Genomic DNA, 17,083 nt, shown 5'->3' with positions numbered 1-17,083 from the left:
GCTCAGCCCCCGGTCACGGTCGGAAAAAACGCCACTTCATCGCCATCGCTGACGGGTTCGTCGAGCTGGCACAGGTCTTCGTTGCGTGCACACATCAGGTTCTGTTCGCGGAGCACGTCAGCCCCTTCTCGTTGCGCCAGCAGCGCCCGCACGTCGTCGACGGTGGCGAAGTGACCTTCGACTTTCAGCGAATCCATACCCAGCGTTTCCCGGTAACGGGCAAAAAACTTCACGGTGACGTTCATGGCTGATCCGCCTGGAAATGACCACTCTTGCCGCCGACCTTTTCCAGCAGGCGCACGCTTTCAATGGTCATGCCGCGATCCACGGCCTTGCACATGTCGTAGATAGTCAATGCGGCAACACTGGCGGCGGTCAGGGCTTCCATCTCTACACCGGTCTGCCCGGAGAGCTTGCAGCGCGCCACAATGCGCACGCTGTCGTCGCCCTCGGCACTGAGCTCGACCTTGACGCCCGTGAGCATCAGCGGATGGCACAGAGGGATCAGATCGCTGGTTTTCTTTGCCGCCTGAATGCCGGCAATGCGCGCCACGGCAAACACATCACCCTTGGGGTGACCGCCGCTGACGATCATCTGCAGGGTTTCGGGCAGCATGCGCACCAGCGCTTGGGCCGTCGCCTCACGGAACGTCACGGCTTTTTCGGTGACGTCGACCATGTTGGCGCGACCTTGGGAATCGAGATGAGTCAGCACGGGATTACTCCTGATCAGGAGCGTCGATTGTAAACCTGCGAGTCAATTTTCCGCACGCGCGATTATCGGGTCACCACAATCCCTGTAGGAGCAAGGCTTGCCCGCGATGGCGGTGTGTCAGTTGATAACAATGCTGACTGATACACCGCCATCGCGGGCAAGCCTTGCTCCCACAGGGGGATGTGTTTGCCATGAAAATGGGGTTTTGTGTCGGGCATGAAAAACCGGGCGGTGTTGAGGCCGCCCGGTTTGGCTGAAGCGGTTACAGATGCGATTCGGCGTATTCAGCCAGAATCGAACGTGGCACCCCTTGCAGGGTGATGTGCACGCCGTTGGGGAAATCCTTGAAGCGTTCAGTCAGGTAAGTCAGCCCGGAACTGGTCGCGGACAGGTAAGGGGTATCGATCTGCGCCAGGTTGCCCAGGCACACCACTTTGGAACCGGCGCCGGCACGGGTGATGATGGTTTTCATCTGGTGCGGCGTGAGGTTCTGGCATTCATCGATCAGAATCAGGCTCTGCTGGAAGCTGCGGCCCCGAATGTAGTTGAGGGATTTGAACTGCAACGGCACCTTGCTGAGGATGTAATCGACGCTGCCATGGGTGCTTTCATCATCCATGTGCAAGGCTTCGAGGTTGTCGGTAATGGCGCCCAGCCAAGGCTCCATTTTTTCCGCTTCGGTGCCGGGCAGGAAGCCGATCTCCTGGTCCAGGCCCTGCACGCTGCGGGTGGCGATGATCCGGCGGTAACGCTTGCTGACCATGGTCTGCTCGATCGCAGCGGCCAGGGCCAGGATGGTTTTACCGGAACCGGCAGCACCGGACAGGTTGACCAGATGGATGTCCGGATCGAGCAAGGCGAACAGCGCCAGGCTCTGATAGATGTCACGGGGTTTGAGGCCCCAGGCTTCCTGGTGCAACAGCGGTTCCTGGTGCAGGTCCAGGATCAGTAACTTGTCGCCTTCGATCTCCTTGATCCAGCCGACGAAGCCCTGCTCATCAATGATGAACTCGTTGATGTGCACCGCCGGCAGGTTGTCTATCAGCTTCACCTCATGCCAGGTGCGGCCATGGCCCTGACGGGTTTCGACCTTGCTTACCAGGTCCCAGAACGAACCCTTCATCTCGTGATAGCCATTGGGCAGCAACGACACGTCATCGACCAGTTGGTCGGTGCTGTAGTCCTCGGCAGCAATCCCGCAGGCGCGGGCCTTGAGGCGCATGTTGATGTCTTTAGTCACCAAAACCACGGGCAGTTTCGGATCGCGCGCGTGCAGGTCGATCAACTGGTTGATGATGATGTTGTCGTTGAGGTGCTCGGGCAGAATGATGTTCGGCTCGGCGCGCTTGCTCATCAGAATTGACAGCAAACCTTTCGGCCCGCTCTTGCCACGCTGGATCGGCACGCCCTGTTCAACGTCTTCCGGCGAGGCATCGCCCAGGGTCTTGTCGATCAGGCGAATGGCCTGACGGCATTCGGCCGCGACGCTGTGATGCCCGCTCTTGAGCTTGTCGAGCTCTTCCAGCACGGTCATCGGGATGGCGACGTGGTGTTCTTCGAAGTTCAGGAGGGCGTTTGGATCGTGAATCAATACGTTGGTATCGAGTACATACAGGATTGGCTGGTTGGAAGAAGAGCTACGTCCGTGATCATCCATACTCGGTCACCTTTGTCAGAGCCAGTGGACGCAATACCTGGGCGGTGCTGCGCCTCGAAGTGGCCGCCGATCTCACCTACGGAGACTTAAGTGACTGCAAACAAACGGGTCTTGGGAGACGCCACCTGTGTTGCAGGTTTCGGCGGTCTGTCTTCGTAATACTCCAAAACACATGACAGAAAAAAGCACTTTGACGCTTTTTTGAAGTTTATTTTGCAGAGTGACGAAAAGCCCTTGGCGGACTGCCATCACCCGTTTACAGTCGGAGATCAACCTGCAGCAAAATCCCTCCCAAAATCGCCCATCGCCCAATGTTTACGGGCTTTTGCCTTTTTCATCAAAAGGCGTTCTGACAGTCTTCCCAGCCGATACCGCTCTGCGCCGTATGCGTCATCAACCACGGCAGCGCCGTTTTCACGCCGTCCTGCTTCACATTGAAATTGATCACGCCATGACGCCACAGCAGCATCAGAGTCAGCACCCGCTGCGCGCTCTGATGGGCCTTGAGCTTGCCGGCACCGTCCTGGGCATCGATGTCCCACAGCGCCACGTGCAAACCCTGGGACTTGAAGAACGCCTCGGCATCCGACCGTCGCTGGCCATCGGGCGGGCGGAACAGCGGCACATAGTTTTCCGGCAGTTTGCTTTTGACCAGATCGACGCTGCGTCGCACCGAGTCCTGCCAGTCCTGCCAATGGCTGTGGGAACGGAACTCCCAGCCTTGCACGCCGATACACTGCGTCGAATAGGTCGCCTGCAAGTTGGCCACCGAACGCTCCGCCAGCCGCGCCTGGATATCCTTGCCCAGAACGAAGAATGTGCCACTCATGTTTGACTTGCGAAGGTACTCGGTGACCCAGTCCGTGTTGTCCGGCGCGGCATTGGCGGCGCTGTCGAATGTGAGCAGAAACAGCCGGTCATGCATCGCATCGCCATTGCGCTCGTAGTCGCCAAAACGATCGACTTCGCTGCTGGCTTGCGGAAACAGGGCAGCCTTGCGCAACTGCTCGTCCAGGTACTGGGCATGAAACAACCGGCTCGGTTCGGCCCACTTGATGTAGTAGCTGTCTTCGCCGATCAGGAACTTTGCGGCTTGTTCACGCAGCGTGGGCATGTCCTCGACCAGAAAACAGAAGGACGCATCCTGATCACAACTCTGCTGGGCGAAATTGAAGCTGGTCAGCAAGCGTTGCCACAGGCGCTGGCGAACGCGGTTGACCGATTCCATGTTGACCGTGCGCAAGCCCAGGCGCTGGGCCAGTGCGGGTTCATCCAGGGATTCGCTGGCCAGCAGCACTCGAGCGAACATGAGGATTTCGGCGCGCGATGCCACGTCGAACAGCGTCGGATTGTTGAGCTTTTCCGGCCAGGTGCTGCGATCGAGCGTAGCCACCTCGCCCGGCGCCGCCATGGCACCGACGCTCAGAAGCCACGTGACGAGTAGAAAAACGATACGCAATGGGATGTCTCCATAACAAAACCCGCGCGGCACTATAGCTGATCCGCCCTCAATTCCCGCATCACCCCGAACACCCTGTAGGAGCAAGGCTTGCCCGCGATGGCGGTGTGTCAGTCGATAAAAATGCTGGCTGGTACACCGTCATCGCGGGCAAGCCTTGCTCCTACAGCCTTGTGATATGCCACCGATCATCACCTATGGACTTGATAGCTGGAGTCATTAAGGACAACCCCCTAGAATCGCCCCCACGTTTAAAGGAGACGACTTCATGCTGATGGTGATTTCACCCGCCAAGACCCTCGATTACGAAACACCGCCGGCGACCCAACGCTTTACCCAACCGCAGTACCTCGACCATTCCCAGGAGTTGATCCTGCAATTGCGCGACCTGACGCCCGCGCAGATCAGCGAGTTGATGCACGTCTCAGACAAGATCGGTGGGCTCAACGCTGCGCGTTTCGGCAGCTGGACCCCGGCATTCACGCCGGAAAATGCCAAACAGGCGTTACTGGCGTTCAAGGGCGACGTGTACACCGGGCTGAACGCGCAAACCTTCAGCGAAGCCGATTTCGATTATGCCCAGCAACACTTGCGCATGCTCTCCGGCCTCTACGGCCTGCTGCGCCCGCTGGACCTGATGCAACCCTACCGTCTGGAAATGGGCACCAAACTGGCCAACGCCCGGGGCAAGGATTTGTATGCGTTCTGGGGCTCGCGCATCAGTGAGTGGCTGAACGAAGCCCTGGCCGATCAGGGCGATGACGTGCTGCTGAACCTGGCCTCCAACGAGTACTTTTCGGCGGTCAAGCGCAACGCCTTGAACGCACGCATCATCAATACCGAGTTCAAGGACCTGAAGAACGGTCAGTACAAGATCATCAGCTTCTACGCGAAAAAGGCCCGGGGCATGATGAGTCGCTTCGTCATCGAGCAACGCATCAACGATCCGGCAGCCCTCAAACAGTTCGACGTCCAGGGCTATCGCTACAGCGCCGAGCAGTCTAAACCGGACAATCTGGTGTTCCTGCGCGATCACGCTCCCGAGTGATTCGACCGGTCGGCGCACGGCATCAAAAACTGCCCTGCGCCGACCATTGATTGACGCCACTTTTCCCGCCCGCCTCGCCATTTTTATGGCGTCAAAATTATACCAGTCTAATTTCTAACTTTAGTTTCACTCGACTTCGATCTTTTTTTTCAGTAGTGGCACTGAAAATTTTTATCGGTAGTGGCAAAAAACTATCCGCTCGAATAATCCGCCTATATATAAAGGGCGAAACGGCAAGTGCTATCAATTTGAGAGCAGTGCCATCTTTCTCAATATTTCAAGAAATTTCAGAATTCGTGATGAGCGGACCGGAACTATGTCCGAATGCACCGCTCATACCACCGGTAACGATTCTCACAGAGCTTGTAGGAGATAACTTACGCAGAGCAGAGATCCATGTAGCGAAGTTGTCACATCAACTTTCGCTGACTAATCCCTGATTTGGGCAACACAGATACGGACAGGAGATAACCGATGATGACTATCCCCTACAGGGCCAAGGCAGCGCCCCTATAACGTGCTCATCCGAGCACCCGACCGCTTGATTCGACGGGCCTGCGGCCTGGAATCGAGCGCGCAGGACCATTGCACGAATATCTTCTGATATGAGGATTGGCTGCATTACAGGGCAAGTCATAACAATAAGTCCCGGTTACGCACACCTTGAGTGCACTTATTTAGACACTCGTAACTTATATGCCAGAACACGGCATCGTTGCGCCTGTAACACGCACTTGCGAGTGCACTATCACCGCTGAACACCATTAACTCCGGCCATTTAATGGCTTGATAAACACAGAGGTAATTTGCGATGCGCATCAGCATATTTGGTTTGGGTTACGTTGGCGCAGTCTGTGCCGGTTGCCTGTCTGCACGGGGCCATGACGTCGTTGGCGTCGATGTTGCAAAAGACAAGATCGATATGATCAATGCCGGTAAATCGCCAATCGTTGAACCGGGCCTGGGCGAACTTCTGGCCCAAGGTATTCAAACCGGCCGCCTGCGCGGTACCACCAACTTCGCCGAGGCGATTCGCGACACCGATCTGTCGATGATCTGCGTGGGCACGCCGAGCAAGAAGAACGGCGACCTGGAACTGAACTACATCGAAGCCGTGTGCCGCGAAATCGGTTTTGTCCTGCGTGACAAATCCACCCGTCACACCATCGTGGTGCGCAGCACCGTGTTGCCGGGCACCGTCGCCAATGTGGTCATCCCGATTCTCGAAGACTGCTCCGGCAAGAAGGCCGGTGTCGATTTCGGTGTTGCAGTGAACCCTGAATTCCTGCGTGAAAGCACCGCCATCGCCGACTACGACCAGCCGCCGATGACTGTGATCGGCGAGTTCGACAAGGCCTCGGGCGACGTTCTGCAATCGCTGTACGAAGAACTCGACGCACCGATCATCCGCAAGGACATCGCCGTCGCCGAGATGATCAAGTACACCTGCAACGTGTGGCACGCCACCAAGGTGACCTTCGCCAACGAGATCGGCAACATCGCCAAGGCGGTCGGCGTCGACGGTCGTGAAGTGATGGACGTGGTCTGCCAGGACAAGACCCTGAACCTGTCCCAGTACTACATGCGCCCGGGCTTCGCCTTCGGCGGTTCCTGCCTGCCCAAGGACGTGCGTGCCCTGACCTACCGCGCCAGTTCCCTGGACGTGGAAGCGCCGCTGCTCAACTCGCTGATGCGCAGTAACGAATCCCAGGTGCAGAACGCGTTCGACATCGTTTCCAGCCACGACAAACGCAAAGTCGCCCTGCTGGGCCTGAGCTTCAAGGCCGGCACCGATGACCTGCGCGAAAGCCCGCTGGTCGACCTGGCAGAAATGCTGATCGGCAAGGGTTTCGACCTTCGCATCTACGACAGCAACGTCGAATACGCCCGTGTTCACGGCGCGAACAAGGACTACATCGAGTCGAAGATTCCCCACGTCTCCTCCTTGCTCAACGCTGACTTCGACGACGTGATCAACAACGCCGACGTGATCATCCTCGGTAACCGTGACGAGAAATTCCGCTCACTGGTCAAGGACGTTCCTCACGGCAAGCAAGTGATCGACCTGGTGGGCTTCATGTCCAAGGCCACCAGCGTGACCGGTCGCACCGAAGGCATCTGCTGGTAACCGGCAGGTTGTAAGCGCTTCGCGCTGATCGCCAGCAAGCCGGCTCCTACAGATCACCGCAACCCTGTAGGAGCTGGCTCGCCAGCGAAGGCGTACCTGAGATCGCCATCGCCGGCAAGCCGGCTCCTACAGGGGGCGCGAGACTTGCAACTGACTTTAGGATTCCGATTATGCACAGGCTAAAGCACGGCCTACTCCAGGCCGCCGGTTGGCTGTTTTTTCTAAGTTTATTGATGGGCATCGCCATTGCGCTGCCTGTGTCCACATTCGACTCCGAGTCGAAGGACTTCATTTTCCTGATCGGTATCGTCGGTATCTGGCGCTACTCGATGGGTGCCACGCATTTTCTGCGCGGCATGCTGTTTCTGTACGTGGTCTACCCGCACCTGCGGCGCAAAGTGCGCAAGCTGGGCAAAGCGGCGGACCCGTCCCACGTATTCCTGATGGTCACCAGTTTCCGTATCGACGCCCTGACCACCGCGCAGGTCTACAGCTCGGTGATTCGCGAAGCCATCGACTGCGAACTGCCGACCACCGTGGTCTGCTCCATTGTGGAAATGTCCGATGAGCTGCTGGTCAAAAGCCTGTGGAAGCGGATGAACCCGCCGGCACGGGTCAAGCTCGACTTCGTGCGCATTCCCGGCACCGGCAAGCGCGACGGCCTGGCTTATGGTTTCCGCGCCATCTCCCGCCACCTGCCGGATGACCGCGCGGTGGTGGCCGTGATCGATGGCGACACCGTGCTCGGCGAAGGCGTGGTGCGCAAGACCGTGCCGTGGTTCCAGCTGTTCGGCAATGTCGGTGGCCTGACCACCAACGAATTCTGCGAAGTGCGTGGCGGCTACATCATGAGCGAATGGCACAAGCTGCGTTTCGCCCAGCGTCACATCAACATGTGCTCGATGGCCCTGTCCAAGCGCGTGCTGACCATGACCGGGCGGATGTCGGTGTTCCGTGCCACTGTGGTCACCAACCCGGAATTCATCGCCGACGTGGAAAGCGACTCGTTGCAACACTGGCGCCTGGGCCGTTTCAAGTTCCTCACCGGCGACGACAAGTCCAGCTGGTTCAGCCTGATGCGCCTGGGCTACGACACCTTCTACGTGCCTGACGCTGCGATCAACACCGTCGAGCATCCGCCGGAAAAGAGCTTCATCAAGGCCAGTCGCAAGCTGATGTTCCGCTGGTACGGCAACAACCTGCGGCAGAACTCCCGCGCCCTGGGCCTGGGGATGAAACGTCTCGGTCTGTTCACCTCGGTGGTGCTGTTCGATCAGCGCGTGTCGATGTGGACCTCCCTGCTGGGCCTGACCGTGGCGCTGATCGCCAGCTTCAAGTACGGCACCGCGTTCATCCTGGTGTACCTGCTGTGGATCGGCATCACCCGCCTGATCCTGACCCTGTTGCTGTCTTGCTCCGGTCACCGGATCGGCCCGGCTTACCCGGCGATTCTCTATTACAACCAGATCGTCGGCGCACTGGTGAAGATCTACGTGTTCTTCCGCCTCGATCAACAGTCCTGGACTCGCCAACCCACTTCTCTGTCCCGTGACCTCGCCAGCTTTCAACGTTGGTTCAACACCTGGTCGTCTCGGACCATGACCTTCTCCGCCGGCAGCATTTTCGTCGCCGCGCTGCTGCTGATGGTCTGACCCACCTTTCTTGAATTAACCCGGAAATCGCCCTTATGAATACCGCCGTCAACGCCAACGTAGTCCATGAATCCGAAGCCCAGCGCCAACACGCCCGGGTCAAAATCCCGGCCAAGCTGCGTTTCTTCGGACCCGACCGTACACCGGTCGAAGCGCGAGTGATCGACCTGTCCGCGGGTGGCCTGGCGTTCAACGCCGGTCAGTTGCCGCTGAAAATGGGTGACGTGTACAAGGCCCGCCTGCAATTCGTCATCGACAACCTCGGCCTGGCCATGGATGTGGAACTGCAGGTGCGTTCCTACGATCGCGATACCGGCCGTACCGGCTGCCAGTTCCAGAACCTGGAACCACGAGATATCTCGACCCTGCGGCACCTGATCACCTCGCACCTGGCCGGCGACATCGTCAGCATCGGCGAAGTACTGGCGACCCTGCAGCGCGACAACTTCACCAAGGCGCGCAAGATGAAGGACGGCGGCCATGGCATGACCGCGTTCGGGCGCATGAAGGCCGTGACCTTCAGCCTGGGGGTTTTCGTCGTTGGCCTGGCCGCGTTCGGGTTCATTTTCAAGTCGGTGTACGGCATGTACTTCGTCAGCCATGCCCAGGCCGGTCTGGTCAGCGTGCCGGGCGTGAACATCACCATGCCCCGTGACGGCACTGTGCAAAGCTTGGTGAAAGCCGACGGCGTGGCCGCCAAGGGCGCACCGCTGGCGACGTTCAGCACCAGCATGCTCGACGTGCTCAAGGGCCACCTGCAAGACGACCAACTGACACCCGCCAAGGTTGAAGAACTGTTTGGCAAGCAAATGACCGGGACCCTGACGTCGCCGTGCGATTGCACCGTGGCCCAGCAAATGGTTTCCGATGGCCAGTACGCCAGCAAGGGCGACGTGATCTTCCAACTGGTGCCACGCAACACCGAAGCCAATGTCGAAGCGCGCTTCTCCTACCGTCAGTTCGGCGACGTGCGGCCAGGCACCGCCGTGCGCTTCCAGATCGCCGGTGAAGACAAGACCCGCACCGGCAAGATCGTCAGCAGCACCAGCCTGAAAAGCGCCGACCTGTCGTCCGACATCCGCGTCCTGATCCAACCGGACGAAGCCCTGGACAGCACCCTCGCCGGCCGTCCGGTGGAAGTGAACAGCGACCGCGGACCGAACCTGAACTGGCTGATCGACAAAGCCATGGCAGCTGGTCTGTAACCGGAGGACATGCCTGTGACCATTCCACCAATACTCAGAACACCACAGACCCTGTGGGAGCTGGCTTGCCAGCGATTGGGACACCTCAGTCTTTCTGAAACACCGAGTCGCCTGAATCGCTGGCAAGCCAGCTCCCACAGGGGTCATATGGTGTGCTCGCTGGCATTGGCGGTAAGCCTCGCCGGTTGCGCCGGCCTGCCCGACCAGCGTTTGGCCAACGAAGCGCTCAAGCGTGGCGACACCGCCACCGCCGCCGCGAACTATCAGCAGCTGGCGGACCTGGGCTACAGCGAGGCCCAAGTTGGCTTGGCCGACCTTCAGGTCGACAGCCGCGACCCGGCGCAAATGAAACAGGCCGAGGCGACTTATCGCGCGGCCGCCAGTGTTTCCCCGCGTGCCCAGGCGCGTCTCGGTCGTCTGCTGGTGGCCAAGCCCGGTGCCACAGAAGCCGAACATCACGAGGCCGAAGGCCTGTTGAAAAAGGCTTCCGCCGCTGGCGAAGGCAACACCCTGATCCCATTGGCAATGCTGTACCTGCAATACCCGCACAGCTTCCCCAACGTCGATGCGCAGAAGCAGATCAGCCAATGGCGCGCCGAAGGCAAGCCGGAAGCGGGCCTGGCCCAAGTGCTGCTGTATCGCACCCAGGGCACCTACGACCAGCATCTGGATGACGTGGAAAAAATCTGCAAGGCCGCGATCAACACCACCGACATCTGCTACGTCGAACTGGCCACGGTCTATCAGAAAAAAGCCCAGCCAGAGCAACAGGCCGAGCTGATCAAGCAGATGCAGGCGGCGCACACTCGCGGCGCTGTATCCGCTCAACGGGTGGACAGCGTCGCCCGCGTGCTCGCCGATCCAACCCTGGGCAAGACCGACGAAAAAACCGCGCAATCGCTGCTCGAACCGATCGCACCGGGCTACCCGGCGTCGTGGGTCACCCTCGCGCAATTGCTCTACGACTTCCCCGAACTGGGCGACGTCGATCAGATGATGAAGTACCTCGACAATGGCCGCGCCGCCGACCAGCCGCGCGCCGAACTGTTGCTGGGCAAGCTCTACTACGAAGGCAAAATGGTCCCGGCCGACGCCAAGGTCGCTGAAGAACATTTCCAGAAAGCCGTCGGCCGCGAAGTCGCCGCCGATTACTACCTCGGCCAGATCTATCGCCGTGGCTACCTGGGCAAGGTCTATCCGCAGAAGGCCCTCGACCACCTGCTGACCGCTGCGCGAAACGGCCAGAACAGCGCCGACTTCGCCATCGCCCAACTGTTTTCCCAAGGCAAAGGCACCAAGCCTGACCCGCTGAACGCCTACGTGTTCAGCCAGCTCGCCAAAGCCCAAAACACCCCGCAAGCCACCGAGCTTGCACAAACACTCGAAGCCCAACTGCCGCCTGCGCAGCTGGCCGAGGCCCAGCGTCTGTTGAAACAGGAACAGGCGACCCGTGGTGCGCTTAGCCAGAACACACCGCAACTGCAGGCCCTGCAAGAAGACGGCGAGGAATCCCTATGAAATCGAATCCATTCGTACAGGCTGGCATCGGCCTGACATTCGCGCTGATCTGGTCGTGCCCGACACTGGCCGCGATGACTGAAGAACCGAAGAACTTCGGCCTTGAAGTGAAAATCACCGGCCAGTCCGAAGACGACCGTGACCTCGGCACCCGCAGCGGCGGCGACGTCAATGGCGTCGGCCTCGACCTGCGCCCGTGGGTCTACGGCGAGAGTGGCGCGTGGAGTGCCTACGCCATGGGGCAGGCCGTGACGTCCACCGACATCATCGAGACCGACACCCTGCAACAGTCCGACGGCGCCGAGAACACCGACAACAGTGATCGCCAGACCAAGAAAAACTACCTGGCGATGCGTGAATTCTGGGTCGGTTACAGCGGCTTCACGCCCTACCCTGGCGAGATCCTGAAATTCGGTCGCCAGCGCCTGCGCAACGACGACGGCCAATGGCGCGACACCAACATCGAAGCCCTGAACTGGACCTTCGACACCACCCTGTTGCGCGCCAACGCCGGTGTTGCCGAACGCTTCAGCGAGTACCGCACCGACTTGAAAGAGCTGGCGCCAAAGGACAAGGATCGCCTGCACGCCTACGCCGATGCGGCGTATCAGTGGACACCGGGCAACTGGGTCGGCATTCGCGGTCATCACACCCATGACAACGGCAAGCTCGACTACCCGGAACCGGGCGTGCCGGCCGATTCGCTGGACAAGAAACAGAACGGCGACATCAGTTGGCTGGGCCTGACCGCCGACAGCGACGCCTACAACTGGCGCAACACCAACACGGTCAATTACTGGGGCAGCATCACCGGCATGCGCGGCGACACCGACACGGTCAACCCGCTGAACGCCGATGGCACGCCTCCGACCGAAGCCAAGCGCGGTGAAGACCTCAACGGCTGGGCCACCGATGTCGGTGTGCGCTTGCGCCTCGATCCGCAATGGCAAGTCGGTGCGGCCTACGCCCGTGCCAGCGCCGATTACGAACAGAACGGCCTGGAAAGCAACCGCTCGAACTTCACCGGCACCCGCTCGCGGGTGCACCGTTTCGGCGAAGCCTTCCGCGGCGAAATGAACAACCTGCAAACCGCGACACTGTTCGGTTCGTGGATGCTCAACGACGAATACGATGCCAGCCTGATCTACCACAAGTTCTGGCGTGTAGACGGCAACAAGCCGGTCGGCAGCAACGGCATCAACGCCGTCGAGAACAACACCGACGACGTCACCGGTGCCGTGCTGTCCAGCACTTCGCTGCCGCTGAACGATGGTGAGAAAGACATGGGTCAGGAAATGGACCTGGTGGTCACCAAGTACTTCAAACAGGGCCTGTTGCCGGCGGCGTTGAGCCAGTCGATCGACGAGCCTTCGGCCCTGGTGCGGTTCCGTGGCGGCGTGTTCAAGCCCGGTGACGCCTATGGCAGTCAGGTCGATTCGTACATGCACCGCGCGTTCATCGACGTGATCTGGCGCTTCTGATGCACATTGCGAAGGGAGTCTCCCAGATGAATCATCAAGCCCGAAAAGGCTCGATCAGCCTGCTGGCCGGCGCTTTACTGCTGGCCAGTTGTGCTGGCTTCGCCCATGCAGTGCAGGCCAATGTGGAGCCGGCCGCGAAGCCGGTAACCATGGGCAAGGGGCTACAACAGGCCAAGACCTACACCGTCAGCAGCGCGCCAACCGAGCCTTTGGAACTGGCCACGCCGAAACTGCCGGACCTCTCGGGCTACACCGCCGAGGCTATCGCCGCGAAAATCGTGCGCAGCAAGGTCGGCAAAATCAGCGTGCGCCGGATGATGCAGGAAGACGCCCTGAAGGATTTCATCGGCGGCGACAACAAGATGGCCGAGTGGGTGGTGCGTCAGCACGGTATCCCCCAGGCGATCTTCGTCGACGATGGCTACATGAACCTCAAGGACCTGGCGAAGAAGCAACCCAAGTACGTCATCGAAACCGCACCGGGGGTTTACCTGGCAAAGTTGCCGATCGTAGTCGGCCGCCACGGCATCCTGGAAATCGACAAACAGACCCAGGAATTGCGCCTGTCCCAGGAGGCCGGCTCGTTCCTGGTCAACGACGGCCAGCTGTTTGTACGTGACACCAAAATCACTGGTTGGCGCGAGAAGGACAACGGCCCGGCAACGTTCAACTCGCCCAAGGAATTTCGTCCGTTCCTGCTGGCCTGGGGCGGCACCGAGACCTACATCGCCAACAGCAAGATCGCCAGTTTCGGCTACGCCAACAGTAAGTCCTACGGCGTGAGTATTTCCCAGTACACGCCGAACATGGCCAAGGTGCTCAAGCGTCCTGAACCGACCGGCTGGATCGTCGGCTCCGAGTTCTCGGACATGTGGTACGGCTTCTACTGCTACGAAACCCGCGACTTCGTGGTCAAGGGCAACACTTACAAAGACAACATCGTCTACGGCATTGACCCCCACGACCGTTCCCACCGTTTGATCATTGCCGACAACACGGTGTTTGGTACGAAGAAGAAGCACGGGATCATTATCTCCCGTGAGGTCAACGACAGCTTCATCTTCAACAACCGCAGCTACGACAACCACCTCTCGGGGCTGGTGATCGACCGTAACAGCGTGAACAACCTGATTGCCCACAACGAGATCTACCAGAACCACACTGACGGCATCACCCTCTACGAGAGTGCCGACAACCTGCTGTGGGGCAACAAGGTGCTCAGCAACCGCCGCCACGGTATCCGCATTCGTAACAGCGTGAACATTCGCCTCTACGAAAACGTCGCCATGGCCAACGGCCTGACCGGTGTCTACGGGCACATCAAGGACCTCACCAACACCGACCGCGACATCAAGCTCGACCCGTTCGACGCCCAAGTGTCGCTGATCGTGGTCGGCGGCGAACTGGCGGCCAACGGCAGCGGGCCGCTGTCCATCGACTCGCCGCTGAGTGTCGAGCTGTATCGCGTGTCCATGCTCGCGCCGACCAAATCCAGCGGCATCAGCTTCACCGGCATCCTTGGCGATCGTCAGGATGAAATTCTCGACCTGCTGGTACGCCAGCAGAAAGCCGTGCTGATCGACCCTGTCGAACGCCAGACCGAAATGCAGGACTGAGGATAATTTTATGCACCCACACTTGATCAAATTACTCAGCCTGTCGGCCCTGACCGCCGGCATTCTCGCCGCCAGCACTGGCGCCAGAGCCGACGAAGCACAAGCGCCGAAGTTCTCTGCCGAGCCCTGCTGCAGCCTGTGCCCTGCCGCCCACGACGCGAAGAATTACACCACCCGTTATCAGCAGAACTTCACCACGCTGGTGCAGGCCCAGGGCGACTGGCTGTTCCGTACGCAAGAAGACTTGCGCACCGAATTCGACACCACGCCCGCCGGCTACAAACGCATGAAACAGCTGCACGATGCATTCAAGAGCAAAGGCGTGGAGTTGGTCGTCGTGTACCAGCCGACCCGTGGCCTGGTGAACCGCAACAAGCTCAACCCGGCCGAGAAAGCCAGCTTCGATTTCGACAAGGCACTGAAGAACTACAAGACCATGCTTGGCCGTTTCGCGGCCATGGGTTACGTGGTGCCGGACCTGTCGCCGCTGACCAACGAATCGCTGCCCGACACCCTGCCCGCCCATGACTTCTACTTCCGCGGCGACCAGCACTGGACCCCGTATGGTGCCCAGCGCACAGCGAAAATCGTCGCCGAAAAGGTCAAGCAGATCCCGGCCTTCGCCGACATTCCCAAGCGTGAATTCGAGACCCATAAGTCGGGTCGCATGGGCAAGACCGGAACATTGCACAACATGGCCGGTCAACTCTGTGGCACCAGCTACGCGATCCAGTACATGGATCAATTCACCACCGAACCGAAAGGCGAAGCGGGTGATGGCGATCTGTTCGGCGATTCCGGCAACCCGGAGATCACCCTGGTCGGCACCAGCCACAGTGGCAAGAACTACAACTTCGCCGGTTTCCTCGAAGAGGCCATCGGCGCCGACATTCTCAACGTGGCGTTCCCCGGTGGCGGCCTGGAAGGTTCGATGCTGCAGTACCTTGGCAGCGACGAGTTCCAGAAGCATCCGCCGAAGATTCTCATCTGGGAATTCTCGCCGCTCTATCGCCTCGACCAGGAAACCATCTACCGCCAGATGATGGCGCTGTTGGACAACGGTTGCGAAGGCAAGGAAGCACAGATGTCCGGCAGCACAACGTTGAAGCCGGGCAAAAACGAACTGATGGTCAACAGCAAAAACCTGAACCTGCAAAACAGCAGTCACCAGGTCGACATCCGCTTCGCCGACACATCGGTGAAAACCCTGCAAGCCACCCTCTGGTACATGAACGGGCGCCACGAGGACATCAAGATCGACAAACCGGAAACCTCCGAGACTGACGGGCGTTTCGCCTTCGAGTTGCGCACGGACGAAGACTGGGCCTCGCAGAACCTGCTGGCCGTCGAAGTCCAGGGCCCTGAAGCGGGTGCCGCGCCACAGAAGGTCGAAGCGAAAATCTGCAAACGCAACGTATTCCCGGGCGAGCAGCGTACTGCTTCGGTCGGGCAATGAGGACTGCCATGCGAACTCCGACACTTGCGACATTGACGCTGTTGAGCCTGGCGATGTTCGCCGGCGCGACCCAGGCCGCCGCGCCACTGCGCCCGCCTCAGGGTTACTTCGCGCCCATCGAAAAAGTCAAAACCGGCGACAAGAGCGAAGGCTGCGATGCGATGCCGACGCCGTACACCGGTTCACTGCAATTTCGCAGCAAGTACGAAGGCTCGGACAAGGCCCGTGCAACCCTGAACGTGCAATCGGAAAAAGCCTTCCGTGACAGCACCGCCGACATCACCAAAATCGAGCGCGGCACCAGCAAGCGGGTGATGCAGTTCATGCGCGATGGGCGTCCGGAGCAACTGGAATGCACGCTCAACTGGTTGACGACCTGGGCTCGGGCGGACGCACTGATGTCCAGGGACTTCAACCACACCGGCAAATCCATGCGCAAATGGGCATTGGGCAGCATGGCGTCGTCGTACATTCGCCTGAAGTTCTCCGACTCCCATCCGCTGGCCAACCACCAGCAGGAGTCGCAGTTGATCGAAGCCTGGTTCAGCAAAATGGCCGATCAGGTGGTCAGCGACTGGGACAACCTGCCACTGGAACAAACCAACAACCACTCGTACTGGGCTGCCTGGTCGGTGATGGCAACGTCCGTCGCCACCAACCGCCGCGACCTGTTCGACTGGGCGGTGAAGGAATACAAGGTCGGCGCCAATCAGGTCGACGCCCAGGGCTTTTTGCCCAACGAACTCAAGCGCCAGCAACGCGCCCTCGCCTACCACAACTACGCCCTGCCGCCGCTGGCGATGATCGCCAGTTTCGCCCAGGTCAACGGTGTGGACTTGCGCCAGGAAAACAACGGCGCCCTGAAACGCCTGGGTGATCGCGTGCTCGCCGGGGTGAAAGACCCGGATCAGTTCGAGCAGAAGAACGGCAAGGAACAGGACATGACCGACCTGAAGATCGACTCGAAATTCGCCTGGCTCGAACCGTTCTGCACGCTCTACACCTGCGCGCCGGATGTGCTGCAGAAGAAACATTCCATGCAGCCGTTCAAGTCCTTCCGGCTCGGGGGTGACCTGACCAGGGTCTACGACCCGGCCAATGAAAAGGGCAATAAGGGGAGTTAGTAGATTTCCCTGTGGAATGAAGAT

At 59.5% G+C, this 17,083-nt stretch carries 13 protein-coding genes; 9 read left to right on the top strand and 4 right to left on the bottom strand.

Annotated features, from left to right (window positions below; translation table 11 throughout):
* Nucleotides 1–2 precede the first annotated feature (2 nt).
* From moaD to BJ917_RS21785, 4 genes are all read right to left on the bottom strand, one after another.
* On the bottom strand, nt 3–245 hold the full coding sequence (moaD, locus tag BJ917_RS21800) for a molybdopterin converting factor subunit 1 (protein WP_096509186.1): 243 nt from the start codon (nt 243–245) through the stop codon (nt 3–5).
* Nucleotides 242–715, bottom strand: a complete 474-nt coding sequence (gene moaC / locus BJ917_RS21795) for a cyclic pyranopterin monophosphate synthase MoaC (protein ID WP_034148967.1) — start codon at nt 713–715, stop codon at nt 242–244. Before moaC ends, moaD begins: the two co-directional genes overlap by 4 nt.
* A gap of 262 nt (nt 716–977) precedes the next feature.
* The gene (locus tag BJ917_RS21790) at nt 978–2,372 is read right to left on the bottom strand and encodes a PhoH family protein (protein ID WP_096509185.1); all 1,395 of its coding nucleotides are present in this window, start codon (nt 2,370–2,372) and stop codon (nt 978–980) included.
* A 337-nt stretch (nt 2,373–2,709) separates the two neighbouring features.
* Nucleotides 2,710–3,831, bottom strand: coding sequence for a polysaccharide deacetylase family protein (locus BJ917_RS21785; protein WP_121104481.1), 1,122 nt, complete (start codon nt 3,829–3,831; stop codon nt 2,710–2,712).
* A gap of 268 nt (nt 3,832–4,099) precedes the next feature.
* Between BJ917_RS21785 and yaaA the strand changes: the two genes are divergently transcribed.
* From yaaA to BJ917_RS21740, 9 genes are all read left to right on the top strand, one after another.
* A complete protein-coding gene (gene yaaA / locus BJ917_RS21780; protein WP_096509183.1) occupies nt 4,100–4,879 on the top strand; it encodes a peroxide stress protein YaaA in 780 nt (259 codons plus the stop codon).
* An 811-nt stretch (nt 4,880–5,690) separates the two neighbouring features.
* On the top strand, nt 5,691–7,007 hold the full coding sequence (locus tag BJ917_RS21775) for a nucleotide sugar dehydrogenase (protein ID WP_096509182.1): 1,317 nt from the start codon (nt 5,691–5,693) through the stop codon (nt 7,005–7,007).
* 170 nt (nt 7,008–7,177) lie between these two features.
* The gene (alg8, locus tag BJ917_RS21770) at nt 7,178–8,659 is read left to right on the top strand and encodes a mannuronan synthase (RefSeq protein WP_096509181.1); all 1,482 of its coding nucleotides are present in this window, start codon (nt 7,178–7,180) and stop codon (nt 8,657–8,659) included.
* Between the two features lie 35 nt (nt 8,660–8,694).
* Nucleotides 8,695–9,864 (top strand): alginate biosynthesis protein Alg44, encoded by a 1,170-nt coding sequence (locus BJ917_RS21765; protein ID WP_096509180.1) that lies wholly within the window; start codon nt 8,695–8,697, stop codon nt 9,862–9,864.
* A gap of 9 nt (nt 9,865–9,873) precedes the next feature.
* Nucleotides 9,874–11,382: an alginate biosynthesis TPR repeat lipoprotein AlgK gene (gene algK / locus BJ917_RS21760; RefSeq protein WP_305955492.1), complete on the top strand. Its 1,509-nt coding sequence runs from the start codon at nt 9,874–9,876 to the stop codon at nt 11,380–11,382.
* Entirely contained in the window at nt 11,379–12,863 is a 1,485-nt protein-coding gene (locus tag BJ917_RS21755; RefSeq protein ID WP_121104479.1) for an alginate export family protein, read from the top strand. Before algK ends, BJ917_RS21755 begins: the two co-directional genes overlap by 4 nt.
* Before the next feature lie 26 nt (nt 12,864–12,889).
* Entirely contained in the window at nt 12,890–14,479 is a 1,590-nt protein-coding gene (algG, locus tag BJ917_RS21750; protein WP_096509178.1) for a mannuronan 5-epimerase AlgG, read from the top strand.
* A 10-nt stretch (nt 14,480–14,489) separates the two neighbouring features.
* Nucleotides 14,490–15,935, top strand: a complete 1,446-nt coding sequence (locus tag BJ917_RS21745; RefSeq protein ID WP_096509177.1) for an alginate O-acetyltransferase — start codon at nt 14,490–14,492, stop codon at nt 15,933–15,935.
* Between the two features lie 8 nt (nt 15,936–15,943).
* Nucleotides 15,944–17,059, top strand: a complete 1,116-nt coding sequence (locus BJ917_RS21740) for a mannuronate-specific alginate lyase (protein ID WP_096509176.1) — start codon at nt 15,944–15,946, stop codon at nt 17,057–17,059.
* Nucleotides 17,060–17,083: the final 24 nt, after the last annotated feature.

The organism is Pseudomonas sp. WPR_5_2 (genome assembly GCF_003634475.1).
Classification (GTDB): Bacteria; Pseudomonadota; Gammaproteobacteria; order Pseudomonadales; family Pseudomonadaceae; genus Aquipseudomonas; species Aquipseudomonas izuensis.
Note: the sequence above shows the minus strand (reverse complement) of the source record. Positions and strands in the feature narration are given on the sequence as shown.

Bases quoted from the DNA above. Each gene is read 5' to 3' on its own strand.
- moaD (WP_096509186.1), bottom strand. From the start codon at position 245: ATGAACGTCACCGTGAAGTTTTTTGCCCGTTACCGGGAAACGCTGGGT.
- BJ917_RS21790 (WP_096509185.1), bottom strand. From the start codon at position 2,372: ATGGATGATCACGGACGTAGCTCTTCTTCCAACCAGCCAATCCTGTAT.
- yaaA (WP_096509183.1), top strand. From the start codon at position 4,100: ATGCTGATGGTGATTTCACCCGCCAAGACCCTCGATTACGAAACACCG.
- BJ917_RS21775 (WP_096509182.1), top strand. From the start codon at position 5,691: ATGCGCATCAGCATATTTGGTTTGGGTTACGTTGGCGCAGTCTGTGCC.
- alg8 (WP_096509181.1), top strand. From the start codon at position 7,178: ATGCACAGGCTAAAGCACGGCCTACTCCAGGCCGCCGGTTGGCTGTTT.
- BJ917_RS21765 (WP_096509180.1), top strand. From the start codon at position 8,695: ATGAATACCGCCGTCAACGCCAACGTAGTCCATGAATCCGAAGCCCAG.
- algK (WP_305955492.1), top strand. From the start codon at position 9,874: ATGCCTGTGACCATTCCACCAATACTCAGAACACCACAGACCCTGTGG.
- BJ917_RS21755 (WP_121104479.1), top strand. From the start codon at position 11,379: ATGAAATCGAATCCATTCGTACAGGCTGGCATCGGCCTGACATTCGCG.
- algG (WP_096509178.1), top strand. From the start codon at position 12,890: ATGAATCATCAAGCCCGAAAAGGCTCGATCAGCCTGCTGGCCGGCGCT.
- BJ917_RS21745 (WP_096509177.1), top strand. From the start codon at position 14,490: ATGCACCCACACTTGATCAAATTACTCAGCCTGTCGGCCCTGACCGCC.
- BJ917_RS21740 (WP_096509176.1), top strand. From the start codon at position 15,944: ATGCGAACTCCGACACTTGCGACATTGACGCTGTTGAGCCTGGCGATG.